We start from the raw sequence: 24,694 nt of genomic DNA, 5'->3' as shown, positions 1-24,694 counted from the left end.
CGGCCATGCCGTACTCTGTCGTGCCATGCGCGTGGCGGGGGCACGGAAGGTCTGGCGGTTTCTCAGGCGTCCCCGGGTGGTCGACGGGCTGCTGGTCGCCCTGGTCCTCACGCTCGAGGTGAGCGCGGCCCTGGCCGTGATGTTCCCCTCCGGCCACCCCGACCGCGTCCTCGGCACCGCGGTCGTCGGCGCCGGGGCCCTCCCCCTGATCCTGCGGCGGAGCCACCCGGTCGCGGCCGTCCTCATCGTCCTCCCCGTGGACGCGCTGAACACCCTGCTCACCCTGAGCGAGCCCGGGACCCTGTCCAGCACGGTCGCCCTGTACAGCGTGGGCCGCCACGCGCCGGGCCGGCGGGCCTGGACCGCCGCCGGCGCCTCCGTGCCGCTGTACACGCTGCTGTACCTGACCGTGCTCTCCAAGGAGCCGGCCTACTTCATCGCCCCGGTGCTCTTCCCGCTCATCTTCACCGGCGTGGGCCAGTTCTTCCGGCTCAGGAGCGAGCTGCACGCGCGCCGCCGGCAGCAGGCGGCCGACGGCGCGGTGCGCGCCGAGCGCCGCCGCATCGCCCGCGAGCTGCACGACGTCGTGGCCCACCACATCACCACCATCAACGTGCTGGTCGGCGCCGGCCGTACGACCATGGCGAGCGACCCCGCGCGCGCCCAGGAGGCGCTCGTCACCGCCGAGCGCATGGGCCGCGAGGCGATGGCGGAGATGCGCCAGCTCCTGCACGTCCTGAGGCTGGAGGACGGCGACGAGTCCGACGACCACTCCGGGACCACCGCCGCCGCCCTCCCGGCCCTCGTCGAGCAGGCGCGCGCCTCGGGGCTCCCGGCCGAGCTGGAGGTGGCCGGGCACGCCGTCCCGCTGCCCGCGGCGGTGGACCACGCCGTCTACCGGATCGTGCAGGAGGCCCTCACCAACACGCGCAAGCACGCGGCCGGCGCCCGGGCGAGCGTCCGGCTCGCCTACCTCCCCGGAGCCGTCGAGGTGGAGGTCCTCGACGACGGCCTCGGCGGGCGGCCCGGGCAGGAGCGCAGCGGCGGCGGATTCGGGCTGGGCGGCATGGCCGAGCGGGTGGCGCTCTGCGGGGGACAGCTGCACACCGGCCCGCGCCCCTCGGGGGGCTTCCGGGTCCATGCCCGGATCCCGGCCTCGGCCGGACCGGATCCGGCATCACCGAAGGAGAGCAAGTGATCAGCGTGCTGCTGGTCGACGACCACGCCCTGGTGCGCACCGGGTTCCGCATGATCCTCGACGCCCAGCCCGACATGTCCGTCGTCGGCGAGGCCCCCGACGGGGCCGAGGCCGTACGGCTCAGCCTCGGCCTGCGCCCCGAGGTGGTGCTGATGGACGTGCACATGCCCGGCAAGGACGGCGTCGCGGCCACCCGGGAGATCAGCGAGGCCCTCCCGGGGACGCGGGTGCTGGGCCTGAGCACGTTCGACCTGGACGAGTACGTGATGGCGATGCTCCGCGCCGGGGCCTCGGGGTTCCTGCCCAAGGACATCTCGCCCGAGGACCTCGTGGCGGGGGTGCGGACCGTGCACCGGGGCGAGGCCGCCGTGGCGCCCCGGCTGCTGACCCGCCTGATCGGCACATTCGTCCGCGCCGACCGGCCCCGGCCGGCGCCCGTGCCCGCCCCCGACGGGCTCGGCTCCCTGACCGGGCGCGAGCGGGAGGTGCTCGCGCTCATCGCGCGCGGGCACTCCAACGACGAGATCGCCGGACGGCTGACCGTCTCACCGTCCACCGTGAAGAACCACGTCACCAGCCTCTTCGCCAAGATCGGCGCGCGCGACCGCGCCCAGGCGGTGATCGTCGCCTACGAGACGGGCCTGGTGGCCCCCGGGCGGTAGGGGCAGGGAGCCGGGGATAGGAGCAGGGTCCTACCCGGCGGCGGATGCCGTACCGCGCTCCCAGCACGCGAACCGTCCCGCGGCACGATGTTCCGCGGCCCGGCGGGCGGGAGGCTGTGAGCATGATTGACGTCAGATCGCTCACCAAGCGGTACGGATCGACCGTCGCCGTGGACGGCCTCTCCTTCGAGGTCCGGCGCGGCCAGGTGACCGGCTTCCTCGGCCCCAACGGCGCGGGCAAGTCGACCACCATGCGCATGATCCTCGGCCTGGACCGGCCGAGCGAGGGCACGGCCCTCATCGACGGCACGCCGTACGGCGAGCTCAGGAACCCCCTGCGCAAGGTCGGCGCGCTGCTGGACGCCAAGGCCGTCCACGGCGGGCGCAGCGCCCGCGACCACCTGCTCTGCCTGGCGCAGAGCAACGGCATCCCCGCCTCCCGGGTGGCGGAGGTGCTCGCCCTCACCGGGCTGACCGCGGTGGCGCGCCGCCGCGCCGGCGGCTTCTCGCTGGGCATGTCGCAGCGGCTGGGCATCGCCGCCGCCCTCCTCGGCGACCCGGAGATCCTGCTCTTCGACGAGCCGGTGAACGGGCTCGACCCCGAGGGCATCCTCTGGATCCGCACGCTGATGCGGGACCTGGCCGCCGAGGGCCGCGCGGTGTTCGTCTCCAGCCACCTGATGAGCGAGATGGCCCAGACCGCCGACCACCTGGTCGTCATCGGCCGGGGCCGGCTCATCGCCGACACCGGCGTGGACGAGTTCATCGGCCGCAGTTCCCAGGCGTACGTCCGGGTGCGCGCGCCGCGCCTGCCGGAGCTCGCGCGGGTGCTCGGCGGGAACGGGGGCCCGAACGGCGCGGGGACGCGGGTGGAGGTGTCGCTCCACGGCGACCACCTGCGGGTGACGGGCATGGGCGCCGAGGCGGTCGGCGAGGCCGCGGCGGGGGCCGGGCTCGCGCTGCACGAGCTGACGCCGGTCGCGCCGTCCCTGGAGGCGGCGTACATGGAACTGACCCAGGACAGCGCCGAGTACACGGGAGCGCGGGCATGACGGGCGTACTTCGATCGGAATGGACCAAGATCCGCTCGGTGCGGTCCACCATGTGGACGCTGCTGACGGCCGTGGCGCTGATGGTCGGGTTCGGAGTGCTGATCACCGCGACCTCCAGGGAACTGGGGGAAGACTCCATGCTCTCCGACGCCACCATGCTCAGCCTCTCCGGCTACGCGTTCGCCTCGCTGGCGATGGCCTCCCTCGGCGTCCTGGTCATCAGCGGCGAGTACCGCACCGGCATGATCCGCACCACCCTGCTCGCGGTCCCCGGCCGCCTGCGGATGCTGACCGCCAAGACCGCGGTCTTCACGGCGGTGGCCTTCACCGTCTCGCTGGCGGCGTCGTTCGCGGCGTTCCTCGCCGGGCAGGCGGTGCTCGGGGACAAGGGCGTCGCGCTCGGCGACCCCGGCGTGCTGCGGGCGGTCATCGGCTCCGCGCTGCTCATCACGGCGAGCGGGATCTTCGGCCTGGCGCTCGGCGCGCTGATCCGGCACACCCCCGGCGCGATCGTCTCGGCGGTCGCACTGATCTTCGTCCTGCCGCAGATGACCGCCATGCTGCCCGGCGAGTGGGGTGAGACGGTGCGCAAGCACTTCACCACCAACGCCGGCGACCAGATCGTCCGCGTCGAGGTCATGGAGGGGCAGCTCGGCCCCTGGACCGGCTTCGGGGTCTACTGCGCCTGGGTCGCGGTCACCCTGGTCGCCGCCGCGGTGCTGCTGCGGCGCCGGGACGCCTGACGGCGCGGGCGCCGTCCGCGGCCCCGTGCCCGCCCGAGACCCGCGCGCCCGAGGGCGCGGACGGAAACGGGGCCCCCGCCGGATCGGCGGGGGCCCCGTTCCGTACGGGCGGGCCTGCGGCGCGTCAGCCGGAGGCGAGCTGGCGGCCGCGGTCCCGGGCCGCCTCGATCGCGGCGAGGAAGGCCGCGCGGACGCTGTGGCGCTCCAGCTCGGCGATGGCCGCGATGGTGGTGCCGCCGGGCGAGGTGACGGCCTCGCGGAGGATGACCGGGTGCTCGCCCGAGTCGCGGAGCATGATGGCGGCGCCGACGATCGACTGGGTGACCATGTCGAGCGCGGCGGCCCGGGGCATGCCGAGCAGGATGCCGGCGTCGACCATCGCCTCGACCAGGTAGAAGAAGTAGGCGGGACCGCTGCCGGAGAGCGCGGTGGCGGCGTCCTGCTGGGACTCGGGGATGCGCAGCACCTTGCCGACCGGCCGGAGCATCTCCTCGGTGCGCCGCAGGTGCTCCTCGCCGGCGTGGCTTCCCGCGGAGATCACGCTCATCGCCTCGTCCACCAGCACCGGCGTGTTGGACATGACCCGGACCACCGGGACCTCGCCCTCGAGCCGGTCCTCCACGAACGAGGTCGTGATGCCCGCCGCCGCCGAGATCACCAGGGCGTCCGCCGGGACGTAGGGGGCGATCTCCGTCAGCAGCGCCGCCATGTCCTGCGGCTTGACCGCGAGGACGAGGGTGCCGGCGTTCTTGACGGCCTCGGGATTGGACAGCACCCGCACGCCGTACCGCTCCCGCAGCGCCTCGGCACGCTCCGCGCGCCGGGCGGTCGCGATCACGCCGTCCGGACTGGTCCCGGCGCGGAGCAGCCCGGACAGCAGCGCCTCGCCCATCTTCCCGGTTCCGAGAATCGCGATCATGCGGGTACACCTTGCTCTTGCATAGGGGGCGGTCGGGAATGACCAGCCTACGGGGTGCACCGGGGCGGGATCGCGGCGAGTCCGGCGCTCCCGCGCCCGGCGGGTTCCCGGGTGGACGGGCCGGGGAACCCGGTGGGACTCGGGGCGGGGCGCCGGCACCGGCGCCGGGACGCCGGACCGCCCGGACGTCGAGGCGTCGGGAGGCCGGGACGTCGAGGCGTCAGGACGCCAGGACGCCAGGACGTCAGGACGTCAGGACACGGTGAAGCTCCGGGAGACGCCCGTGAACGGGGTGATCCTGCCCAGCAGGTTCCGCCGGTCGCCGAAATGGACCACGCGGTAGGTGCCGGCCGGGGTGTCCGGGCCGATGTCCCAGGTGACGGTGGCCTTGGACGTTCCGGCGAGCGGGTTGAGACGGGTCCAGCGGAACCGCGTCGCCCAGTCGCCGTCGTCCAGGTGGCGCTCCCACCGGCCGTCGGCCAGGCGCTGCACCTCCAGGAAGGTCCCGTTGCGGTGCAGGTCGTTCTTCGGGTGCCCGGTGACGAACTCGGCCTCCACCCGCTCGCCGCGCCGGTAGGAGGCGGCGGGCTGGGCCAGCACCTGCCCGAACGAGGTGGACGGCGGCGCGCTGTCGAGCACCACGCCCGTCTGGAGGGTGAACTGCCGCTCCGACAGGTCGGGCGGGGCCTGGCCCGGATCGACCGGGGCGCCGTCCCGCATGGCCGCGGCGAGCTTGGCGAACTCCTGCTGGTAGGCGGGGAGGGTGTGCGGACCGTACAGCGTCGAGCCGCCCTCGTACTGCTGGAGCCTGTACTCCTCCGGCGTGGTCACGTACTGGCTGTAGGCGTTGGCGTAGCCCTGCAGCAGCACGTCCTCCAGCGGCACGCCCAGTTCCTCCGCGACCGTGCGCCGCACGCGCAGCCCGGCCACGATCGTGAACTCGGCGGGGCCCGCCACCAGGTGCAGCCGCCCGATCCTCATGATCTGCAGCGGCAGGATCCTCGGTGTCACCGGGACCGGCGCGGTGATCATGCCCGTCGGCACCAGGTTGGCCTTGGGCGCCTGGCAGGCCAGCAGCGACGCCGACGGCCGGACGTCGAGCGAGGCCAGAAGGGACCCGATGGGACCGGTCATGCCCTCCCGGAAGCCGGGGATGGCCGGGCCGTCCTCGGTGCTGCCGGCGATCGTGGACGCGCCGACCATGGCGGTGCAGGTGCGGCCCGGCTTCCCGTCCGGGGTGTACCTGCCGTCGACGGCGACGTTCTCCATGTCGACGAAGCGCAGCCGGGCGTCGACGCCGCCGGTGACCGGGATCGCGGCGCCGTCGTAGATCTCCTTCGCCCTGGCGAACTGGCGCTCGCCGATGATCCGGGTGTTGGCGAACTCGTCCTCGGTCGGCCCTGAGCCGGGCCTGAGGTTCAGGTTGGGCGACATGTCCCCGGCATTGGTGTTGGGGAAGGCCGCGACGAAGCCCGGCTCGTCGTCCAGGTAGCGCACGCCCGCGTGGTCGTGCTCCCACCGGTAGGCCGCGTACCCCTTGTTGTCGCCGCTGACGAGGGTGTTGGCGTTGGTCAGGGACGTGTTGTGGGTGGCGAACCAGCTGATCGCGCCCACGTCGGCGCCGCCCTGCCGCAGGCGCAGGACGGTCATCGCCGGGTCGATCGCGCCGGGGAAGGCCGCCCTGTCCCGTTCCGGGTTCCGCTCGAAGGCCGTGCGGGACCGGTTCACGCTGGCGTCGGTCAGCTCGCCCCTGCCCAGGGTGATGGTGCCGGGCCTCAGGTCGTCGTGGGCCTCGGCGATCGACTCCACGATGCCGTCGACGACCGCGCCGAAGGTCTTCTCCTGGAAGCCGAGGATCGCGAGGTTGTAGGCCAGGTGGTGGGAGAAGCCGCCCGGACCGGCGTGCGTGTGCGTCGCCGACAGCAGCACGTTCCGCTCGTCGTAGAGCCCGCCGTACCGCTGCTTCAGCTTGGCGACCACCGCCTGCCGGACCGCGTCGAAGATCATGCCGAGGTCGGCGTTGACGTAGGCGACCCGCCCACCGGTGGCCCGGTCGACCACGACGAAGGCCCGGGAGCGCTGGCGCTGGTGCAGCCCGGTGGCCTTCTGCTCGAAGCTGGAGTAGCCCATCATGCCGACCTCGGCGATCTCCCCGGTGACGTCGGAGACGCCCCGGCCGACCAGATAGGGCTCGGGCCCCGCCGGGGCCGTGCCGGCGTGCGCCGCCGCCGGCGGTGCGCCGGTGAGCGCCGCGGCGAGCGGTACGGCGAGCGCCGCGGCGAGCAGGACGGCCAGGGGACGGGTTCTGGAACGCGCGGACCGCATGCGGTCTCCCGGGGGGTGGTAACGGTCGGGGGGTGGACCGGCGGGGAGGGCGCCGGGACCGTCCGGAACCGGCCGAATCAGGGGTGCGGTGGAGCGCGGGTCCGCCGGTCGGCGTGCTCCACGGAGAAACATGAGTCCTGCTCATGCTGAACCGGGCGCACGACGCTGTCAAGACTTCCGGTAAGGGGACTGAACCGCCTCGCCTCCGGGTCCGTCCTAGGGATATGCGTAGGCTCACGATTCCGCTGCTGACGGGAACCCTGCTCCTGGCCGCGGGCTGCGGCACCGAGACCGGGACCGGCCCTGCCACGGCCGGATCCCCGGCCCGGGACACGGCCTCCACCGCACCCTCCACCGCACCCTCGGCCGTGCCCTCGACCGTGACCGCCACCCTCCCCTCCCAGCCGGTGGCGAGCACCGTCGCCCCGAGGGACGAACCCACCAACCCGGCGCCGGCCGTGCCCTCCCGGGGGCCCAAGCCGGTCAAGGCCACCGGCGACACCGAGAACCCCCGCAAGGTCCGGTGGCTGACGGCCGAGCGGCACAAGAACGACCGGACCCTCCGGATCGTCTGGTGGTCCGGGGTCGAGCCCTGCACCGTGCTCGACCGGGTGACGGTGAAGGAGACCCGCCAGAAGGTGACCGTCACCCTCTGGGAGGGCCCCAGCCGGACGATGCAGAACGTCGCCTGCATCGAGATCGCCATCAAGAAGTCGACGACGGTCAAGCTCGCCAGGCCCCTCGGCAAGCGCAAGGTCGCCGACGGCGCCCGCTGACCCCGCCCCAGGGCGGTCCACCGGACCCGTCCGGCGAACACTCCCGGACTCCCGGCGGACGCCGCCGGGGAGGCCTCCGGGCCCCGGGGCGCGCACCCCGGGGCCCGGAGGCGCGCACCGCCGCGCCGTACGGCCTCGCGCCCGGACGCACCCGGAGCGGCCGGCCGCGCCCCGCCCCCGCCCCCACCCCGGCCCCGGCCCCGGCCCCGGCCCCGGCCCCGGCCCCGGGAGAACCCTGACATCTCCCTGATACGGGGAATGTCGGCACGCTCTTTTTGGTTGAGCCCCATAGACTCAAGTCGTTTGACAAACATCATGCGGTGTCCGACTATGAGTCAGACCGACTCAACTTTGACTACAAGGACGTACTCATGGCACGTGCGGTAGGTATCGACCTGGGGACGACCAACTCCGTCGTCTCGATCCTCGAGGGCGGTGAGCCCACCGTCATCGCCAACGCGCAGGGCTCGCGGACCACGCCGTCCGTGGTCGCGTTCGCGAAGAACGGCGAGGTCCTCGTCGGTGAGGTCGCCAAGCGGCAGGCCGTCACCAACGTGGACCGGACGATCCGTTCGGTCAAGCGCGAGATCGGCACCACCTGGTCCAAGGAGATCGACGGCAAGAAGTTCTCGCCGCAGCAGATCAGCGCCTTCGTCCTGCAGAAGCTCAAGCAGGACGCCGAGGCCTACCTGGGCGAGAAGATCACCGACGCCGTGATCACCGTCCCGGCGTACTTCAACGACGCCCAGCGCCAGGCCACCAAGGAGGCCGGCACCATCGCCGGGCTCAACGTCCTGCGCATCATCAACGAGCCGACGGCCGCGGCCCTCGCCTACGGCCTCGACAAGGACGAGGACCAGACGATCCTGGTCTTCGACCTCGGCGGCGGCACCTTCGACGTGTCCCTGCTGGACGTCGGCCAGGAGGACGGCCACGGCTTCGTCGAGGTCAAGGCCACCAGCGGCGACAACCACCTCGGCGGTGACGACTGGGACCAGCGCGTCGTCGACGAGCTGGTCAACCGGTTCAAGAACGCCCACGGCGTCGACCTGTCCAAGGACAAGATGGCCCTCCAGCGGCTGCGCGAGGCGGCGGAGAAGGCCAAGATCGAGCTGTCCAGCCAGTCCGAGACGAGCATCAACCTGCCCTACATCACGGCCTCCGCCGAGGGCCCGCTCCACCTGGACGAGAAGCTCACCCGCGCCGAGTTCCAGCGGCTCACCGCCGACCTGCTCGAGCGCTGCAAGGGCCCGTTCCACCAGGTCATCAAGGACGCCGGCATCAAGGTCTCCGACATCGCGCACGTGGTGCTCGTCGGCGGCTCGACCCGCATGCCCGCCGTCACCGAGCTCGTCAAGGAGCTGACCGGCGGCAAGGAGCCCAACAAGGGCGTGAACCCGGACGAGGTCGTCGCCATCGGCGCCGCCCTGCAGGCCGGCGTGCTCAAGGGCGAGGTCAAGGACGTCCTGCTGCTCGACGTGACCCCGCTCTCCCTGGGCATCGAGACCAAGGGCGGCATCTTCACCAAGATCATTGAGCGCAACACCACGATCCCGACCAAGCGCTCGGAGGTCTTCACCACGGCCGAGGACAACCAGCCGTCGGTGCAGATCCAGGTCTACCAGGGCGAGCGCGAGATCGCGGCCTACAACAAGAAGCTGGCCACCTTCGAGCTGACCGGCATCGCCCCGGCGCCGCGCGGCATCCCGCAGATCGAGGTCACCTTCGACATCGACGCCAACGGCATCGTCAACGTCTCCGCCAAGGACCTCGGCACCGGCAAGGAGCAGACGATGACCATCACCGGCGGCTCCGCCCTGCCGAAGGACGACATCGAGCGCATGATGCGCGAGGCCGAGTCCTACGCGGAGGAGGACAAGCGCCGCCGCGAGGAGGCTGAGACGCGCAACAACGCCGACTCGCTCGTCTACCAGACGGAGAAGTTCCTCAGCGACAACTCCGACAAGGTGCCGGACGACGTCAAGACCGAGGTCAACGACGCCGTCGCCGAGGTGAAGAAGGCGCTGGAGGGCACCGACACGACCGCCATCCGCACCGCCGCGGAGAAGCTCGCCACGGTCAGCCAGAAGATGGGTTCGGCGATCTACGCCCAGGCCCAGGGAGCCGGGGCCCAGCCCGGCGCCGCCGGCGCCGAGGGTGCGGCCGGCGACCAGCGGGCCGACGAGGACGTGGTCGAGGCGGAGATCGTGGACGACGAGCCGAAGCGCGAGAACGACGCGAAGTGACGGCAGGCGAGCCGAGGGGAGCACGACCGTGAACACGCGTGAGAACGGTTCCGGGGAGGAGCCCGTGATCCGCGACAACCGGAAGATCGATCCTGAGACCGGGCAGCCCCGTGAGAACGGCGAGGCGGGCAAGGGCAGGGCGCAGGGCGCGGAGGCCGGGCAGGCCGCCGGCGCGCCGGAGAGCGGCCGGGATGAGAGGCCCGCCGGCTCCGGCGCCGACCCCGCCGCCGTCCAGCTGGCCACCCAGCTCGCCGAGCGCACGACGGACCTGCAGCGCCTGCAGGCGGAGTACTCCAACTACCGCAAGCGGGTCGAGCGGGACCGCGCGCTGATCAAGGAGCAGGCCGTGGCCGGCGCGCTGGCCGAGCTGCTCCCGGTCCTCGACGACATCGGCCGGGCCCGTGACCACGGAGAGCTCACCGGGGGCTTCGCCAAGGTGGCCGAGGCGCTGGAGTCGGTCCTCGGCAAGCTGGGGCTCAGCCCCTTCGGCGCCAAGGGCGATCCGTTCGACCCGGAGGTGCACGAGGCGCTGATGCACAGCTACTCGGCCGACGTCACCGAGCCGACCTGCGTGGAGATCCTGCAGTCCGGTTACCGGATCGGCGAGCGTGTCCTGCGCCCCGCGCGGGTCGCGGTCGCCGAGCCCGGTGAGCCCGAGTCGAACGACGACTGATCCACCCCCTCTTGGAGAAGGAAGACAGATGAGCACCAAGGACTACCTGGAGAAGGACTACTACGCCGTCCTTGGTGTGCCCAAGTCCGCCACCGCCGAAGAGATCAAGAAGGCGTACCGGAAGCTGGCCAGGCAGTACCACCCGGACGCCAACCCCGGGGACTCCGGAACCTCGGAGAGCACGGCGAAGTTCAAGGAGGTCTCGGAGGCCTACGACGTCCTGTCCGACGCCAGGCGCCGCAAGGAGTACGACGAGGCGCGCACGCTGTTCGGATCGGGGCTCGGCGGTTTCCCGGGCGCCGGAGGGGCCACCCGTGGGGGCGGGTTCCCCTTCGACCTGGGCGACCTGTTCGGCGGCACCGCCCAGCAGCAGCAGGGCGCCGGAGAGCGCATCGGTGACCTGTTCGGCGGCCTGTTCGGCGGCCGGGGCGGTGCCACCCGCCCCGGCGGCACCACCAGGCGGCCGCGGCGCGGCCAGGACGTGGAGTCGGAGGTGACGCTCTCCTTCACCGAGGCGGCGGAGGGCACCACCGTCTCGCTCCGGCTCACCAGCTCCTCCTCCTGCACCGCGTGCGCCGGCACCGGGGCCAAGGCCGGAACCACCCCGCGGGTCTGCCCGACCTGCGAGGGCACCGGCGCGGCCAGCCGGAACCTGGGCAACTTCGCCTTCTCCGAGCCGTGCCGCGACTGCAAGGGCCGCGGCCTGCTGGTCGACGACCCGTGCCCGGTCTGCGACGGGAGCGGACGGGGCAAGAGCACCCGCACCATCCAGGCCCGTATCCCGGCCGGGGTCGGCGACGGCCAGCGCATCAAGCTCAAGGGCAAGGGCGCGCCGGGCGAGAACAGCGGCCCGGCCGGCGACCTGTACGTCCAGGTCCACGTCAAGCCGCACCAGGTCTTCGGCCGCTCCGGCGAGAACCTGACGGTCACCGTGCCGGTCACCTTCACCGAGGCGACCCTCGGCGCGGAGATCAAGGTGCCCACCCTCAAGGGCATGCCGGTCACCCTGCGCATCCCGCCGGGCACCCCGAACGGCCGCACCTTCCGGGTCCGCGGCCGCGGGGTCACCCGCAAGGACGGCACCAAGGGCGACCTGCTCGCCACGGTCGAGGTCCTGGTGCCGCAGAAGCTCGACGACAAGGCGCGCACCGCCCTGGAGCAGTTCCGCGACGCCACGGCCGGTGGTGACCCGCGTGCCGAGCTGATCCAACAGGCCAGAAGCGAGTAGCCATGGACGCCAACTACTTCGATCTGTCGGATGACACCCCTGTCTACGTGATCTCGGTGGCCGCCCAGCTGTCGGGTCTGCACCCGCAGACCCTGCGGCAGTACGACCGCCTCGGTCTGGTCAGGCCGGGCCGTACGGCGGGCCGCGGGCGGCTCTACTCCACCCGCGACATCCTGATGCTCCGCGAGGTCCAGCGGCTCTCCCAGGAGGAGGGCATCAACCTCGCGGGCATCAAGCGGATCCTGGAGTTGGAGAACGAGGTCGTGCGCCTGCGCGAGGAGAACCACCGCCTGCGCGCGGAGGTCGCGACGATCCGCGCCCTGATCCAGTACCAGCTGCCACCCGCCTGACACCCGCCTGACACCCGCAGCCACCACGACCGGGGGGACTGTTCCATGGACTACAAGCTGACGCAGAAGAGCCAGGAGGCGGTCTCCGCCGCCATCCGGCGCGCCGCCGCCGAGGGCAACCCCGAGGTCGCCCCGGTCCACCTGCTCTCGGCCCTGCTCGCCCAGACCGGCGGCACCGCCGCTCCCCTGCTGGAGGCCGTCGGAGCCGACGCCAAGCAGCTGCGCGCCGAGGCCGAGACGCGGCTGGAGTCCCTGCCCAAGGCGCAGGGCTCGACGGTCAGCGCCCCCAGCAGCTCCCGGCAGCTGCTCGCCGTGCTGCACACCGCGGCCGAGCGGGCCCGCCGCCTGGAGGACGAGTACGTCTCGACCGAGCACCTGCTGGTCGGCCTGGCCACCGACGGCGGCCCGGTCGCCGAGATGCTCCGGGAGCGCGGGGCCACCCCGGACGCGCTGCTCGACGCCTTCGAGAAGGTGCGCGGGCGCGCCAAGGTGACCAGTGAGAACCCCGAGGACACCTACCAGGCGCTGCAGAAGTACGGCGTCGACCTCACCGAGCGGGCCCGCGCCGGCAAGCTCGACCCGGTGATCGGGCGCGACACGGAGATCCGCCGGGTCGTGCAGGTGCTCAGCCGCCGCACCAAGAACAACCCGGTGCTCATCGGCGAGCCCGGCGTGGGCAAGACCGCGGTCGTGGAGGGCCTGGCCCAGCGGATCGTCGCCGGTGACGTGCCCTCCAGCCTCAAGGACAAGCGCCTGATCTCGCTCGACCTGAGCGCGATGGTCGCCGGCGCCAAGTTCCGGGGCGAGTTCGAGGAGCGCCTCAAGGCCGTGCTCAACGAGATCAAGGAGAGCGAGGGCCAGGTCGTCACCTTCATCGACGAGCTGCACACCATGGTCGGCGCCGGCGCGGCCGAGGGGGCCATGGACGCGGGCAACATGCTCAAGCCGATGCTGGCCCGCGGCGAGCTGCGGATGATCGGCGCGACCACGCTCGACGAGTACCGCGAGCGCATCGAGAAGGACCCCGCCCTGGAGCGCCGCTTCCAGCAGGTCTACGTGGGCGAGCCCTCCGTCGAGGACACGATCGCGATCCTGCGCGGTCTCAAGGGCCGCTACGAGGCCCACCACCAGGTCCAGATCTCCGACGGCGCGCTGGTCGCCGCCGCCGCGCTCTCCGACCGCTACATCACCTCCCGGTTCCTGCCGGACAAGGCGATCGACCTCATCGACGAGGCGGCCTCCCGGCTCCGCATGGAGATCGACTCCCGTCCCGTGGAGATCGACCAGCTCCAGCGGAACGTCGACCGGATGATGATGGAGGAGCTGGCGCTCGCCAAGGAGACCGACGAGAGCAGCCGGCAGCGGCTGGAGCGGCTCCGCGCCGAGCTGGCCGACCGCAAGGAGGAGCTCAACGCCCTGGTGGCCCGCTGGGAACGGGAGAAGGCCGGGCTCAACCGCGTCGGCGACCTGAAGAAGCAGCTCGACGAGGCCCGGAGCGCGGCCGAGCGCGCCCAGCGCGACGGCGACTTCGAGGCCGCCTCCCGGCTGATGTACGGCGAGGTGCCCCGGCTGGAGGCCGAGCTGGCCGAGGCGAGCACGGCGGCGGAGCCCGAGGACGCCATGGTCAAGGAGGAGGTCGGTCCGGACGACATCGCCGAGGTCATCTCGTCCTGGACGGGCATCCCGGCGGGCCGCCTGCTGGAGGGCGAGACCGCCAAGCTGCTCCGCATGGAGGAGGAGATCGGATCCCGGCTGATCGGCCAGCGCGACGCCGTGCGGGCCGTCTCCGACGCCGTGCGGCGGGCCCGCGCGGGCATCGCCGACCCCGACCGGCCGACCGGCGGCTTCCTGTTCCTCGGCCCCACCGGCGTCGGCAAGACCGAGCTGGCCAAGGCGCTGGCGGAGTTCCTCTTCGACGACGAGCGGGCCATGGTCCGCATCGACATGAGCGAGTACTCCGAGAAGCACAGCGTCGCCCGGCTCGTCGGCGCCCCGCCCGGTTACGTGGGCTACGAGGAGGGCGGCCAGCTCACCGAGGCGGTGCGGCGCCGGCCGTACACCGTGGTGCTGCTGGACGAGGTGGAGAAGGCCCACCCGGAGGTCTTCGACATCCTGCTCCAGGTCCTGGACGACGGGCGGCTCACCGACGGGCAGGGCCGTACGGTCGACTTCCGCAACACGATCCTGATCCTCACCTCCAATCTCGGTTCGCAGTTCCTGGTGGACCCGACGCTGGAGAACGGCGCCAAGCGCGAGGCCGTGATGAACACGGTCAGGGGCGCGTTCAAGCCGGAGTTCCTGAACCGGCTCGACGACGTGATCCTGTTCGACGCGCTCGGCAGCGAGGAGCTGACCAAGATCGTCGACCTGCAGGTGGCGCACCTGGCCCGGCGGCTGGCCGACCGGCGGCTCACGCTCACCGTCTGCCCCGCCGCCCGCGACTGGCTGGCCCTGACCGGCTACGACCCCCTCTACGGCGCGCGCCCGCTGCGCCGGCTGGTCCAGTCGGCGATCGGTGACCAGCTCGCCCGCAAGGTGCTCTCCGGTGAGATCCAGGACGGCGACGAGGTGCTCGTGGACGTCGACCCGGACAAGGACTCCCTGACGGTCGGCACGGCGGCCCCGGCGGCTCCGGCGACCCCGTGAGCCGGTAAGGGATTTCCCATCATCGGGTCAAGCCCGCCTCCCGAAAGCCCCCCACTGTTACCTTCGGTAGTCAATCGACTATCAAGTGTCACAGGGGACCGCGAGGGGGCGGGGTGTCGCACGGCTTACGGAGCGTTCGGAGGGTCCTGGCGGCGCTGCTCGCGGCGGCCTGCGCCGGACCCCCGGCCGCTCCGGCGGCCGCCGCGGCCCCGGCGGTCTCTCGCACGGCCACGGGCCCGGCGGCCGCAGCGGCCCCCATGACCCCCGCGGCCCCCGGCACGGCGGTCTCCGGCACGGCGGTCTCCGGCACGGCGGCCCGGGCCGCCGCGGCCGATCCCTGCGAACGGCGTGGTCCCGCGGCGGGCGCGCCGAGCTCCCCCGGTTCCGGGAGCGCCCGATGCCGGTCGTCTCGGCCTCCGGTGGTCGGGCGGTGGGCCCCGGACTCCTCTGTGGCCGGGGCAGCGAGACCCCGGGGGCTCCAGGGACCTTCCGGAGACGGCCGGGGACGGCTCTCCGGAGCCCCCGTCCCGCTCACCTCCGCCGAGCTGCTCTCGCACGCCGCCGGTCTGCCCGGCCTCTCCCGCGCCTCCGCCGTCCTCAGCTTCGCCGACGTCGGCGGCGTGGCCGGGGCGCTCGGTTTCCCCGCCCTCCCCTTCGGTGTGCCGGGCTATCCCGGCCTGGTGTGGGTGGAGTTCGTGTACCCGGTGCCGGACCTGCCCGGCCTGCCGAGCATGCCGTCGCCCGTCGTCCGTCTCGTCGCCGTGCCCTCGGTGCCGCGCTCCGCGAACGCCTCCGGGGTGCTGTCGGACGGCACCGCGCTGGCGCTGCCCGCACCGCCCCCGCTGCCCCGCCGGGCCGGCGGGAGGATCGTACGGGGGAGCACACCCGCGGCCCCCGTCCGGGAGGGCGGGACCGCGCCGGCCGCCCCGCGGGCCGAGGGGACCCGGCCCGCTCCCGAGCGGAGGGAGCGGCCCAGGCTTCCGATCCTGGAGCGGATGCTGCCGGAGCTGCCGCTGGGCCGCACGCTGCCGTGACCCTGGCGGTGCCGGACCACCGGCGGGGCGGGGCGGCCGCGCCGGGGGACGTCCTGTCAGCGGGCGGCGTCGAGCAGCGCGTCCAGCTCGTCCTCCGGGAGCCCGAGGTCGACCCGGATCCGGTAGCGGACGCGCAGCAGCGCGGCGTGCTCCGCGCTGCCCGGCGCCGCGTCGGCGACACCCCGGGTGGCCCAGGCATGGGCCCTGAGCGGATCGCCGTACGCGGCGAGGGTCTCGGCGACGGTCAGCACCGTGGCCGGGGAGACGTCTCCGCCGGACTCGATCGCCTCGATCACCTGCCACGCCTCGTCCGGCCGGCCGAGCTCGAAGAGGGTGTCGGCGATCCCGGCCCGGGGGTCGGCTCCCGCGTCCCCGCCGTCGTCGGCGGCCCGCTGGAAGCAGTGGAGGGCGCGGGCGGGCCGCCCGGCCTGCCGCCACTCCTCCGCGGCGAGCACGAGGATCGCCGCCCGCGAGAGGTCGCCGGACACGTACGCCTCCGCCAGCTCCTCGAGCCGCCGGGCGAGGCTTTCGTGATCGTCCGCCATGAGTGCCTGTTCGAGCAGCCTGTCCAGCTGCCCACGTGTCACATGCGCCACAGCGCGAGCGTACCGAGCGCGGCTCTGTTCCGTCCGGCCAATGCACAGGTATGGGTTACGCAACTCCATGTGCACATTTGTTCACGGCGAGCTTTTATCCGTAGGAAGCGGGCATATCACGGACGCCTCCTGCTCCAGGAGCGGTGCCTTTCGAAGGGGGTGCGATGGGCATGTCCCGGCAGATGACCTTCACCCTGACATGCGCGGCGCTTCTCTCCGTGATCGTTCCCGGATGTGCCGGATATCTGTCGGCGAGGATGGAGGCCATGGACGCGGCGCAGCGCGAACTCGCCTCCATGGAGAACCGCCTGCGCGAGGCCGGTCTCTCCCCCCAGGCGCTCGCCGTCCCCTCCCGCCCCCTCTGCGGCGCCTCGGACCACTCCCCGCCGAGGACCCGGCGGGCACCGGCTCCCGTGGCCCTCGCTCCGGGAGCGGACCGGGACAGGGCGGAGGAGGCCGTCCGCGACCGCGGAGACGACCGGATACCGCGCGGCGCCCTGGAGCCGGGCGCGCCGCCGGGGGCGCCCGGCACGGAGGGCACGGCGCCGGGCACCGGGGACGCGCCGCCGGAGACGGCCGACGTCCTGGAGGACACCGCCCTGGAGGACACCACGGACCCTGCGGAGGACAGCGCGGAGGGCCCTGTGGAGGAGAGCTTGGGGGACGCGAGGGACGCGGAGGGCACAGGGGACGCGGGGGACTCCGCGGAGGACGCGGGGCGTTCGCACCCGGAGAGCTCGTACCCGGAGGAGGAGGGCGCCGATCCGGCGGCGGACTCCGACCCGCCGCCCGCCGCGGAGGAAGCCTGGCGCCCCGGCTTCCCGTACGGCCCGCCGCCGTGGCTTCCGGGGGTCGCACAGGCCCCGCAGATCTGGCCGCTGACCGTCCCGCACGTCCACGCGGGGCAGCTCCGTCCCTTCGGAGACCGGTCGCTCCTGTCCCCCTCCGCCCGGAGGCTCGGGCACGGGTGAGCGGGCGGGCCCGGTCCGGGTGAGGGCCGGGGCGCCTCTAGCGGACCGCCGCCCCGTCGGCGAACTGCCGGTTCAGATAGCCCCGGATCAGCCGCTTGGCCTCGGCGATGATCTCCGGGGCGCCGTCCGGGTCACGGCGGAAGGCCATCTTCAGGACCGCGTCCCCCGCCTCGACCGCCACGAGGATCGCCAGGTCCAGCTCCTCGCTGTCGGCCAGGCCGTACTCCTGCAGGAGCAGCCCGCGCAGCCGTCCGGCGATCACCGTGTTGTTCTCGGCCACCGGGTCGAGCATGTTGAGGTCGACCACGTCGCCGAAGTGGATGGAGCGGAAGCCGGGAACGGTCCGGTTCATCTCGACGTACTCGTCGATGATCGCGTCGACCGCGTCCCACCACCCCCCGTAGTCCTCCGCCAGGAAGCGCGCGCCGATCCGGGAGACGAACCTCTCCATGTGGCGGCGGGTCACCGCCTGGGCGATGGCCCGCTTGTCCGGGAAGAACTGGTACAGGGAACCGATCGCGACCCCCGCGCGCTCGGCGATCCGGGTGGTGCTCAGCGCCTCGTAACCGATCTCGTCCAGCAGCTCGGCGCACGCGTCGAGCATCCTTTCGACACGTCGCGCGCTACGCCGCTGGGTGGGCCGGCGCCGCAGTGGGACTTCACCGCAGTCATCGGCGGGCAGGATGGACGGCATCCCTCCATCTTGCCCGCCCCGCCCCCTTCCGGTCAGCAGCTACCGATCATTCGGCGGCCTGCCGCGGCCTGGCGGCCAGCCCGGTGCACCCGCGCAGCCCCTTCCAGTCGGTGATCGCCCGCTGCCGGGCGTTCCCGGTGAGCGGAACGGGCACGCCGCCCTGGATGGTCGCCGGGGTCCACTGGTCCTTGAGCACCTGGCGGCCGTTGATCGTCAGCGTGAGCACGCCCGTCCTGCCGGTCTCGGGTCCCCAGTTGTAGAAGACGAAGTTGCCCAGGCCGTAGTTGACGTAGGCGTTTCGCAGGTAGCCGCCGCCGAGCAGGATGTGCGCGTGGCCGCCCACGACCACGTCGGCCCCGGCCGCGACCAGCTTGGGCGCCAGGCTCCGCTGCGCCTCGTTGGGGCACTTCTGCAGTTCGGTGCCCCAGTGCAGGTGGACGATGACGGTGTCGGAGGTCTGCCGCGCCTTGCGCACCTCCCGGATGAGCCGGGCCTCGTTCTTGGCGGAGGCCAGCCCGCCCTTGCGGCCCTTCGCCGTCCAGGCGGTGATGAACTCCGAGTCCAGCACCTGGGTCGCCCCGATGACGGCCACCCGGTTGCCGTTGACGGTCGTCCGCCACGGACGGTACGCCTCGGCCTCGTTCGCGCCCACGCCCACCACGGGGAACTTCGCGCGCTTGACGGCGGCCAGCGAGTCGGCCAGCCCGCTCTCCATGTAGTCCATGCCGTGGTTGTTGGCCATGGACGCCACGTCCACCCCCGCCGCCTTCAGCGCGGTCAGCGCGCTGGCGGGGGCCCGGAAGGTGTACTGCTTGCCGGGGGCGGGGGTCCCGCCGGTGGTGATCGCGGTCTCGAGGTTCACCATGGCGATGTCCGCCTTGCGGAGCACCTTGGCGATCGGGCCCATCGCGGTGCGCGGGTTCGTGTTCAGCCTGGTCCGCAGGACGCCCTCGAAGTGCACGTCGCCGCCGAAGGAGATGGTGAACGGCCGGCGCTCGGGGGCGGGCGTGGGATCGGCCGAGGCGGCCGACCTCTCGGCGGGCTTCCCGGCGTCCGCGTCCGCGTCCGGGGCGGCCGACTCGGCCGCCGTGCAGGCCGCGGTGATCAGGACGGATACGGCGACGGCGGCGGCCGCTCCGAGGCGGCGGCGGGTGTAGGTGTTCATCGCCATCGAGGATGCCACTTCAGCCGCGATAAGTGGGACGGCTCGCCCTTCCGGAGGACTTCTCACCCGAACTTGAAGGAATTGACGTTCGGATTACTCGATTCCGGTCGCGACCTTGCGCGTGCGCAGGGAGGGCGTGCTGTGGAGTGCGCCGGACCGGCGTCCGCGAGGGATTCCGGCCGGGCGGCGCCCGGTCTCCCTCTCTCCCCTCAGCGCCCCTCACCGGGTACGGCCCGCGTCACCCCACGGACGCAGGCCGTACGGTTCGAGACAGACCGCCGGAAACAACTCGGACGGCGGCTTCCGGTCGTCACCGCAACCGGGAGGCCGTTCCTGCTACAGGTCGAATTCGCCGTCCTTGACGCCTCCGACGAACGCGTCCCACTCGCCTGGAGTGAAGACCAGGACCGGGCCCTGCGTGTCCTTGCTGTCACGGACGCCGACGCGTCCGCCCGGCAGCTGGGCGACCTCCACGCAGTTTCCGTTGGCCGCGCTGCGAACGCTCTTCCGCCAGACCGCACCCGAAAGATCAGCTTCGTACATGTCTCTATCTCCTTTACGGGAAACGCCCTCGGTTCCCGTTGGAGCAGCCGCTCAGACAGACCCTGAGACCACCTATCTCCAACGCTCTTCGATGATCTTCTCGATGAGTTCCCGAGAGCCGTCGACTCCATAAGCCTCCGACTGAAGGTGGCCGAAGGCGATCTCGTAGCCGTACACCATCTCCTCGTCCTCCACGAAGCGTGCGCTGTAGAGCGACTCCAGATACACGACGTCGTGGAATTCAGGGAACTTGAGATGGAAGAAGGAGCCGGTGTTCACCGGGTGCTCGCCGCCCAGAGGCAGGATCTGCACCCGTACGTTCGGCAGCCGTGACAGCTCGACCAGCCGTTCGAGCTGCCCGCGCATCACCGCCGCACCGCCGAACCGGCGCATCAGCACCGACTCGTCCATGACCACCCAGAGTCTGAGCGGGTCGGCGCTCCTGGTGATGAGGTCCTGCCGAGCCATACGGGCGTTCACCCGGCTGCGGAACTCTCCCGGCGGAATCCGAGTGATCGGCTGCGTGGCGCGAATGACCTCGCGCGCGTAGTCCTCGGTCTGCAGCAGGCCCGGCACCAGCTGGGGTTCCCAGTTCAGCGCCGAGACGGCCTCCGCCTCCAGCCCCAGCAGGGTGGTGTACTCCTGGGGCAGGGAGTCCGAATAGTCTTCCCACCAGCCCTTCCGGGCCGCGTCCCGATGAAGCTCCAGCAGCTCGCGCCGCCTGGCCTCATCGACTCCATACAGCTCGGCGAGGGCTTCGACGTCGCTCCTGCGCGGCATGGTCTTGGCATTCTCGATGCGACTGACCTTGGACGCCGACCATGCCAGTCGCATGGCGACGTCCTCACCGCTCAGGTCGGAGCCCTCCCGCAGTCGGCGCAACTCCTGGCCGAGCCTGCGCCGGCGAACGGTTGGACTGCCACGCTCGGGCACCGTCCGACCCCCTCACCGATATGGAGGTGTATCGCTACAGGACTGTTTAAGACCCCGCAATTCGGGGTCTCGGGCTCATCGTACACTGCAAGTTGCACGAGAGACTGCGGGTGTTATGCCCATGTTCTCGCCAGGAAACCTTGCCGCAAGCCTTCTCATGACAGAGGTTTGCCTGGAGAAGTTTCCGCCGGATCCTTAAAGAGGCGGGATGGTTTCCCGGGAACACCATTACCTTTCACCACTGCTTCGCCTCTCCGCCTCAGAGGTACCGCCGCCGGGATGACCCGGCCGCTTGGATGCAACTTGCACGCGGCCGTGCACGATGGATTGCACAAAAACTTCCCCGATATTTCCGGCGGCAGAGTATTGCAGCATTTGACACCCCGGGGGAGCATCTGGTTAAGGGAGGCTCCGCCGCCCGCAGAGCAGCGGCACCGCCTCACAGAGGGTCCTCGGTTCACGGGAGGCGGATGGTCGCGCGGCGGGGGGAAAGGGCGGGCGACGGCCGACGGTCGCACCCACGCATCAGACAAGCCCACGAGGCGGAAAACGCACCGGGCCGGCGGCCACCGGCCCGGATGCCGTCAGAAAAGAGCTCCACAACGAGACCACGAAAGGGAGCCTCCCATGCACTTCTACGTCATGGACGGGACACACGCAATCAAGACATGGCTCACCCGGATGATCGAGCGGGCCGACGACGAGCTCTGCATGGACCAGGACGAGTGGGCCTACCGGCTCGGCTGGACCGTGGAGAGGACGGGCTTCGGGGCCCGGCGCTACCGCAACCCCCTGTTCGACCTGCAGAAGGCCGAGCGCATCTACGCGGCCGGCGAGGTGGGCGCGAACGTCACCGCGCAGGCGGCATGACATGCGCAACGCCCGCAACGACCGCCACCGGCCACGGGAGGCCTCGTGGCCGGCGCGCAGGGCGCCCCTGGCGGTGCGGCTCTGGCGGTGGCGGACGGAGATCGTGATCACGGCCGTGGTCGGCGCCGCCGCGGCGCTGGTGGCCGCGGGGCTGCGCGAGGGCGAGTGGTGGCCGTTCCTCGTGCTCACCGGCACCGTCTGGTTCCCCGCCGCCACCCGAGCCGGGCGCGGGTGGACCACCACCCGCCTGCGCTGCCTGACCTCCCGTCACCGCATCCACAGGGTGTGCATGGAGACCCCTCTCCACACCCGGGAGGGCAGGTTGCCGCTGATCATGCGGATCACCCCCACCACCGCCGGGGAGAGGGTCGTGGTCATGATCAGGGCCGGGATCTGCGCGGAGGACTTCCGGGCGCACGCCGAGGAGATCGCGGCGGCCTGCTTCGCCCGGCGGGTCGGCGTCACCCGGCACCCCCGGTGGACGAACATGGTCGTCCTGGAGATCATCCGCCGGGAAGCGGACACCCCTCCGGGCCTCTCCCCGGAGTTCGAGCGCGTCTACGGCGAGTTGTCGCCCCCCTCCGAGAAGGGGGACGGCCGCCGGGCGGGGCGCACCCACGGGGAGGGGGACGACCCCCGGACGGACGGCCTGCCGCGGGCCGCGTGACCGGCCCGCGTGACCGGCCCGCGGAACGGGCTCCGCGGGGCTTCCCCTCACCCCGGGCACCGGGCCATGATGAGTTCATTCATCAAACCCAGGAGTGCCGATGCGAACCGCCCACCGGACCTGTCCCCTCTGCGAGGCCGTCTGCGGTCTGCGGCTGACCCTCGACGACACCGGGCACGTCACCTCGGTGAAGGGTGATCCGGACGACCCGTTCTCCCGGGGGTTCATCTGCCCCAAGGGGGCGAGCCTCGGCCGGCTCGACTCCGACCCCGACCGGCTCCGCACCCCGATGATCCGCACCGGCGGCACCTGGCGCGAGGCCGGCTGGGAGGAGGCCTTCCGCGCCGTCGAGCGGGGACTGACCGGCGTGATCGAGACCCACGGGCGCCAGGCCCTGGCCGTCTACCTCGGCAACCCCACCGCCCACACCATGGCCGGGGCCCTGTACGGCGCGCCGCTGATCCGCGCTCTCGGCACCCGCAACGTCTTCTCCGCCAGCACCGCCGACCAGATGCCCAAGCACGTCTCGTGCGGCCTGATGTTCGGCGACCCGATGGCCGTCCCGGTGCCCGACCTGGACCGCACCGACTATCTGCTGATGCTCGGCGCCAACCCGCTGGAGTCCAACGGCTCGCTCTGCACCGCCCCCGACTTCCCCGGCCGGCTCAAGGCGCTGCGCGCCCGGGGCGGCAGGCTCGTGGTCGTCGACCCCCGCCGGACCCGCACCGCCGCGCTCGCCGACGAGCACCTGTTCGTCCGGCCCGGCACCGACGCCTATCTGCTCTTCGGCATCGTCCACACGCTCCTCGCCGAGGACCTCACCTCGGTCGGCGTCGAGGCCGAGGGCCTGGCGGAGCTGCGCGCCCTGGCCGAGGACTTCGCCCCCAAGGTCGTGGCGGAGACCTGCGGGGTGCCCGCCGACGTCATCGTACGGCTCGCCCGCGAGCTGGCCGCCGCCCCCACCGCGGCCGTCTACGCCCGGATCGGCACCTGCACCGCGGAGTTCGGCACGCTCGCGCAGTGGCTGGTCGACGTGGTCAACGTGCTGACCGGGAACCTCGACCGGCCCGGCGGCGTGATGTTCGCCAAGGCCGCCACGGAGACCGGCCGCAGGCGCAAGCCGTACACCACGGGGCGCTGGCACAGCCGGGTGCGGGGCCTGCCGGAGGCGAACGGGGAGCTGCCGGTGGCCACCCTCGCCGACGAGATCGCGACCCCGGGCGACGGGCAGGTCCGGGCACTGGTCGCGGTGGCGGGCAACCCCGTGCTCTCGGCGCCGGACGGCCCCCGGCTGGAGAAGGCCCTGCGCGGCCTGGAGTTCATGGTCTGCGTCGACCCCTACCTGAACGAGACGACCCGGCACGCCGACGTCATCCTCCCGCCGCCGCCGGTGCTGCACTCGCCGCACTACGACTTCTCGCTGCTGGCGTTCGCGGTGCGGAACTACGCCCGGTTCTCCCCGCCGGTGCTGCCGCCGGAGCCCGGACGCCCCTCGGAGGCGGAGATCCTCGCCAGGCTCGCGATGATCGCCTCCGGGCAGGGCGCGGACGCCGACCCCGCCCTGCTCGACGAGATGATCCTCGACCAGATGCTCCGCAGGGCCGTCGAGACGCCCGGCTCGCCGGTCGAGGGCCGGGACGCGGCCGAGCTCCGCGCGGGCCTGGAGGGCGGCAGCGGAGCCGAGCTCCGGCTGGACGCCATGCTCAAGCTCGGTCCCTACGGGCTCTCCCTGGCCGAGCTGCGGGCCAACCCGCACGGGGTCGACCTCGGACCCCTCGAGCCCCGGCTCGGCGAGGTGCTGCGCACCGCCTCGGGCAAGGTGGAGCTGGCCCCGCCCCGGCTGGTCGAGGACGTCGACCGGCTCCGCGCGCGGCTGGCCGCGCCGGCGCCGGAGATGGTGCTGATCGGCCGGCGGCACCTGCGCTCCAACAACAGCTGGCTGCACAACGTGGAGCCGCTGGTCGGCGGGAGCAACCGGTGCACGCTGCAGGTCAATCCGGACGACGTGCGCAGGCTCGGCCTTGGCGGGCACGCCGTGGTCCGCAGCGCGGCCGGGGAGGTGACCGTGCCGGTGGAGCCGACCGACTCGATCATGCCCGGCGTGGTGAGCCTGCCGCACGGCTGGGGACACGCCGGCAGCACGCAGCGGGTCGCGGCCGAGCACGCCGGAGTGAGCGTGAACGCGCTGACGGACGCCTCGGCGGTCGACGCGCCCTCCGGGAACGCGGTGTTCAACGGGGTCCCGGTCACCGTCGTCCCCGCGTGACGCCGCGCGGGGTCCCACAGCGTGCCCGTGTGACGCCGCGCGGGGTCACACGGCGTGCCCGGGCACGCCCGATGCTCCCGGCGCCGCGCCGTGCCACGCCGCATGAGGCCGCATGAGGCCCCGCGACGGCCCGCGAC

Annotated in this window: 22 protein-coding genes; 15 read left to right on the top strand and 7 right to left on the bottom strand. The window is 72.6% G+C overall.

All coding sequences use genetic code 11. The features are described from left to right. Positions 1-25 precede the first annotated feature (25 nt). From ACFOWE_RS10110 to ACFOWE_RS10095, 4 genes are all read left to right on the top strand, one after another. Complete coding sequence (locus ACFOWE_RS10110; RefSeq protein ID WP_377286954.1) at positions 26-1,198, top strand: sensor histidine kinase; 1,173 nt, start codon at positions 26-28, stop codon at positions 1,196-1,198. Then, positions 1,195-1,860 carry a response regulator gene (locus ACFOWE_RS10105; protein ID WP_377286953.1) on the top strand — a complete coding sequence of 222 codons (666 nt, stop codon included), beginning with the start codon at positions 1,195-1,197 and terminating at the stop codon, positions 1,858-1,860. The genes ACFOWE_RS10110 and ACFOWE_RS10105 overlap by 4 nt, the downstream gene beginning before the upstream one ends. Before the next feature lie 122 nt (positions 1,861-1,982). Next, the gene (locus ACFOWE_RS10100; protein ID WP_377286952.1) at positions 1,983-2,912 is read left to right on the top strand and encodes an ABC transporter ATP-binding protein; all 930 of its coding nucleotides are present in this window, start codon (positions 1,983-1,985) and stop codon (positions 2,910-2,912) included. Positions 2,913-2,950: 38 nt separating this feature from the next. After that, positions 2,951-3,655, top strand: a complete 705-nt coding sequence (locus ACFOWE_RS10095; protein WP_377286950.1) for an ABC transporter permease — start codon at positions 2,951-2,953, stop codon at positions 3,653-3,655. A 124-nt stretch (positions 3,656-3,779) separates the two neighbouring features. Here ACFOWE_RS10095 and proC read toward each other — a convergent pair whose 3' ends face one another. Together proC and ACFOWE_RS10085 are read right to left on the bottom strand one after the other, a co-directional pair. Next, the gene (gene proC / locus ACFOWE_RS10090; protein WP_377286949.1) at positions 3,780-4,574 is read right to left on the bottom strand and encodes a pyrroline-5-carboxylate reductase; all 795 of its coding nucleotides are present in this window, start codon (positions 4,572-4,574) and stop codon (positions 3,780-3,782) included. 252 nt (positions 4,575-4,826) lie between these two features. After that, entirely contained in the window at positions 4,827-6,899 is a 2,073-nt protein-coding gene (locus ACFOWE_RS10085; protein ID WP_377286948.1) for a neutral/alkaline ceramidase, read from the bottom strand. Between the two features lie 224 nt (positions 6,900-7,123). Here ACFOWE_RS10085 and ACFOWE_RS10080 point away from each other — a divergent pair, with 224 nt between their 5' ends. The 7 genes from ACFOWE_RS10080 (at position 7,124) to ACFOWE_RS10050 (ending at position 15,852) form a co-directional block, all read left to right on the top strand. Continuing rightward, positions 7,124-7,675, top strand: coding sequence for a hypothetical protein (locus ACFOWE_RS10080; RefSeq protein ID WP_377286947.1), 552 nt, complete (start codon positions 7,124-7,126; stop codon positions 7,673-7,675). Between the two features lie 371 nt (positions 7,676-8,046). Beyond that, positions 8,047-9,921, top strand: coding sequence for a molecular chaperone DnaK (gene dnaK / locus ACFOWE_RS10075; protein ID WP_377286946.1), 1,875 nt, complete (start codon positions 8,047-8,049; stop codon positions 9,919-9,921). Positions 9,922-9,949: 28 nt separating this feature from the next. Further along, on the top strand, positions 9,950-10,594 hold the full coding sequence (grpE, locus tag ACFOWE_RS10070) for a nucleotide exchange factor GrpE (protein ID WP_377286945.1): 645 nt from the start codon (positions 9,950-9,952) through the stop codon (positions 10,592-10,594). Between the two features lie 28 nt (positions 10,595-10,622). Next, entirely contained in the window at positions 10,623-11,822 is a 1,200-nt protein-coding gene (gene dnaJ / locus ACFOWE_RS10065) for a molecular chaperone DnaJ (protein ID WP_377286944.1), read from the top strand. Positions 11,823-11,824: 2 nt separating this feature from the next. After that, positions 11,825-12,172 (top strand): heat shock protein transcriptional repressor HspR, encoded by a 348-nt coding sequence (locus ACFOWE_RS10060; RefSeq protein WP_377286943.1) that lies wholly within the window; start codon positions 11,825-11,827, stop codon positions 12,170-12,172. 45 nt (positions 12,173-12,217) lie between these two features. After that, positions 12,218-14,818 carry an ATP-dependent chaperone ClpB gene (clpB, locus tag ACFOWE_RS10055; RefSeq protein WP_377286941.1) on the top strand — a complete coding sequence of 867 codons (2,601 nt, stop codon included), beginning with the start codon at positions 12,218-12,220 and terminating at the stop codon, positions 14,816-14,818. 449 nt (positions 14,819-15,267) lie between these two features. After that, positions 15,268-15,852 carry a hypothetical protein gene (locus tag ACFOWE_RS10050; protein WP_377286940.1) on the top strand — a complete coding sequence of 195 codons (585 nt, stop codon included), beginning with the start codon at positions 15,268-15,270 and terminating at the stop codon, positions 15,850-15,852. Between the two features lie 56 nt (positions 15,853-15,908). Here ACFOWE_RS10050 and ACFOWE_RS10045 read toward each other — a convergent pair whose 3' ends face one another. After that, positions 15,909-16,448, bottom strand: a complete 540-nt coding sequence (locus tag ACFOWE_RS10045) for a hypothetical protein (protein ID WP_377286938.1) — start codon at positions 16,446-16,448, stop codon at positions 15,909-15,911. A gap of 266 nt (positions 16,449-16,714) precedes the next feature. Here ACFOWE_RS10045 and ACFOWE_RS10040 point away from each other — a divergent pair, with 266 nt between their 5' ends. Beyond that, positions 16,715-17,419 (top strand): hypothetical protein, encoded by a 705-nt coding sequence (locus tag ACFOWE_RS10040; RefSeq protein WP_377286937.1) that lies wholly within the window; start codon positions 16,715-16,717, stop codon positions 17,417-17,419. A gap of 37 nt (positions 17,420-17,456) precedes the next feature. Here ACFOWE_RS10040 and ACFOWE_RS10035 read toward each other — a convergent pair whose 3' ends face one another. From ACFOWE_RS10035 to ACFOWE_RS10020, 4 genes are all read right to left on the bottom strand, one after another. Further along, on the bottom strand, positions 17,457-18,023 hold the full coding sequence (locus ACFOWE_RS10035) for a TetR/AcrR family transcriptional regulator (RefSeq protein ID WP_377286935.1): 567 nt from the start codon (positions 18,021-18,023) through the stop codon (positions 17,457-17,459). Positions 18,024-18,159: 136 nt separating this feature from the next. Further along, a complete protein-coding gene (locus ACFOWE_RS10030; RefSeq protein WP_377287126.1) occupies positions 18,160-19,278 on the bottom strand; it encodes a CapA family protein in 1,119 nt (372 codons plus the stop codon). 336 nt (positions 19,279-19,614) lie between these two features. Beyond that, positions 19,615-19,821: a DUF397 domain-containing protein gene (locus ACFOWE_RS10025; RefSeq protein ID WP_377286934.1), complete on the bottom strand. Its 207-nt coding sequence runs from the start codon at positions 19,819-19,821 to the stop codon at positions 19,615-19,617. A gap of 72 nt (positions 19,822-19,893) precedes the next feature. Next, positions 19,894-20,754 (bottom strand): helix-turn-helix domain-containing protein, encoded by an 861-nt coding sequence (locus ACFOWE_RS10020; protein WP_377286933.1) that lies wholly within the window; start codon positions 20,752-20,754, stop codon positions 19,894-19,896. Between the two features lie 627 nt (positions 20,755-21,381). Here ACFOWE_RS10020 and ACFOWE_RS10015 point away from each other — a divergent pair. The 3 genes from ACFOWE_RS10015 to ACFOWE_RS10005 all read left to right on the top strand — a co-directional run bounded on the left by ACFOWE_RS10015 (position 21,382) and on the right by ACFOWE_RS10005 (position 24,557). Then, positions 21,382-21,624 carry a hypothetical protein gene (locus tag ACFOWE_RS10015; RefSeq protein ID WP_377286931.1) on the top strand — a complete coding sequence of 81 codons (243 nt, stop codon included), beginning with the start codon at positions 21,382-21,384 and terminating at the stop codon, positions 21,622-21,624. Between the two features lies 1 nt (position 21,625). Continuing rightward, positions 21,626-22,291 (top strand): hypothetical protein, encoded by a 666-nt coding sequence (locus ACFOWE_RS10010; protein ID WP_377286930.1) that lies wholly within the window; start codon positions 21,626-21,628, stop codon positions 22,289-22,291. A 100-nt stretch (positions 22,292-22,391) separates the two neighbouring features. Beyond that, a complete protein-coding gene (locus tag ACFOWE_RS10005; RefSeq protein ID WP_377286929.1) occupies positions 22,392-24,557 on the top strand; it encodes a molybdopterin-dependent oxidoreductase in 2,166 nt (721 codons plus the stop codon). The last annotated feature ends 137 nt before the right edge of the window (positions 24,558-24,694 follow it).

Source organism: Planomonospora corallina, assembly GCF_042650625.1.
Classification (GTDB): domain Bacteria; phylum Actinomycetota; class Actinomycetes; order Streptosporangiales; family Streptosporangiaceae; genus Planomonospora_B; species Planomonospora_B corallina.
The sequence above is the reverse complement of the archived record's forward strand: the minus strand, read 5'-3'. Positions and strand labels throughout refer to the sequence as shown.

Coding starts and splice junctions, on each gene's coding strand:
- ACFOWE_RS10005 (WP_377286929.1), top strand. CDS start 22,392: ATGCGAACCGCCCACCGGACCTGTCCCCTCTGCGAGGCCGTCTGCGGT.
- ACFOWE_RS10060 (WP_377286943.1), top strand. CDS start 11,825: ATGGACGCCAACTACTTCGATCTGTCGGATGACACCCCTGTCTACGTG.
- ACFOWE_RS10080 (WP_377286947.1), top strand. CDS start 7,124: ATGCGTAGGCTCACGATTCCGCTGCTGACGGGAACCCTGCTCCTGGCC.
- dnaJ (WP_377286944.1), top strand. CDS start 10,623: ATGAGCACCAAGGACTACCTGGAGAAGGACTACTACGCCGTCCTTGGT.
- ACFOWE_RS10030 (WP_377287126.1), bottom strand. CDS start 19,278: ATGAACACCTACACCCGCCGCCGCCTCGGAGCGGCCGCCGCCGTCGCC.
- ACFOWE_RS10085 (WP_377286948.1), bottom strand. CDS start 6,899: ATGCGGTCCGCGCGTTCCAGAACCCGTCCCCTGGCCGTCCTGCTCGCC.
- ACFOWE_RS10100 (WP_377286952.1), top strand. CDS start 1,983: ATGATTGACGTCAGATCGCTCACCAAGCGGTACGGATCGACCGTCGCC.
- clpB (WP_377286941.1), top strand. CDS start 12,218: ATGGACTACAAGCTGACGCAGAAGAGCCAGGAGGCGGTCTCCGCCGCC.
- ACFOWE_RS10010 (WP_377286930.1), top strand. CDS start 21,626: ATGCGCAACGCCCGCAACGACCGCCACCGGCCACGGGAGGCCTCGTGG.
- ACFOWE_RS10025 (WP_377286934.1), bottom strand. CDS start 19,821: ATGTACGAAGCTGATCTTTCGGGTGCGGTCTGGCGGAAGAGCGTTCGC.
- proC (WP_377286949.1), bottom strand. CDS start 4,574: ATGATCGCGATTCTCGGAACCGGGAAGATGGGCGAGGCGCTGCTGTCC.
- ACFOWE_RS10040 (WP_377286937.1), top strand. CDS start 16,715: ATGGACGCGGCGCAGCGCGAACTCGCCTCCATGGAGAACCGCCTGCGC.
- ACFOWE_RS10035 (WP_377286935.1), bottom strand. CDS start 18,023: ATGCTCGACGCGTGCGCCGAGCTGCTGGACGAGATCGGTTACGAGGCG.
- dnaK (WP_377286946.1), top strand. CDS start 8,047: ATGGCACGTGCGGTAGGTATCGACCTGGGGACGACCAACTCCGTCGTC.
- ACFOWE_RS10015 (WP_377286931.1), top strand. CDS start 21,382: ATGCACTTCTACGTCATGGACGGGACACACGCAATCAAGACATGGCTC.
- ACFOWE_RS10110 (WP_377286954.1), top strand. CDS start 26: ATGCGCGTGGCGGGGGCACGGAAGGTCTGGCGGTTTCTCAGGCGTCCC.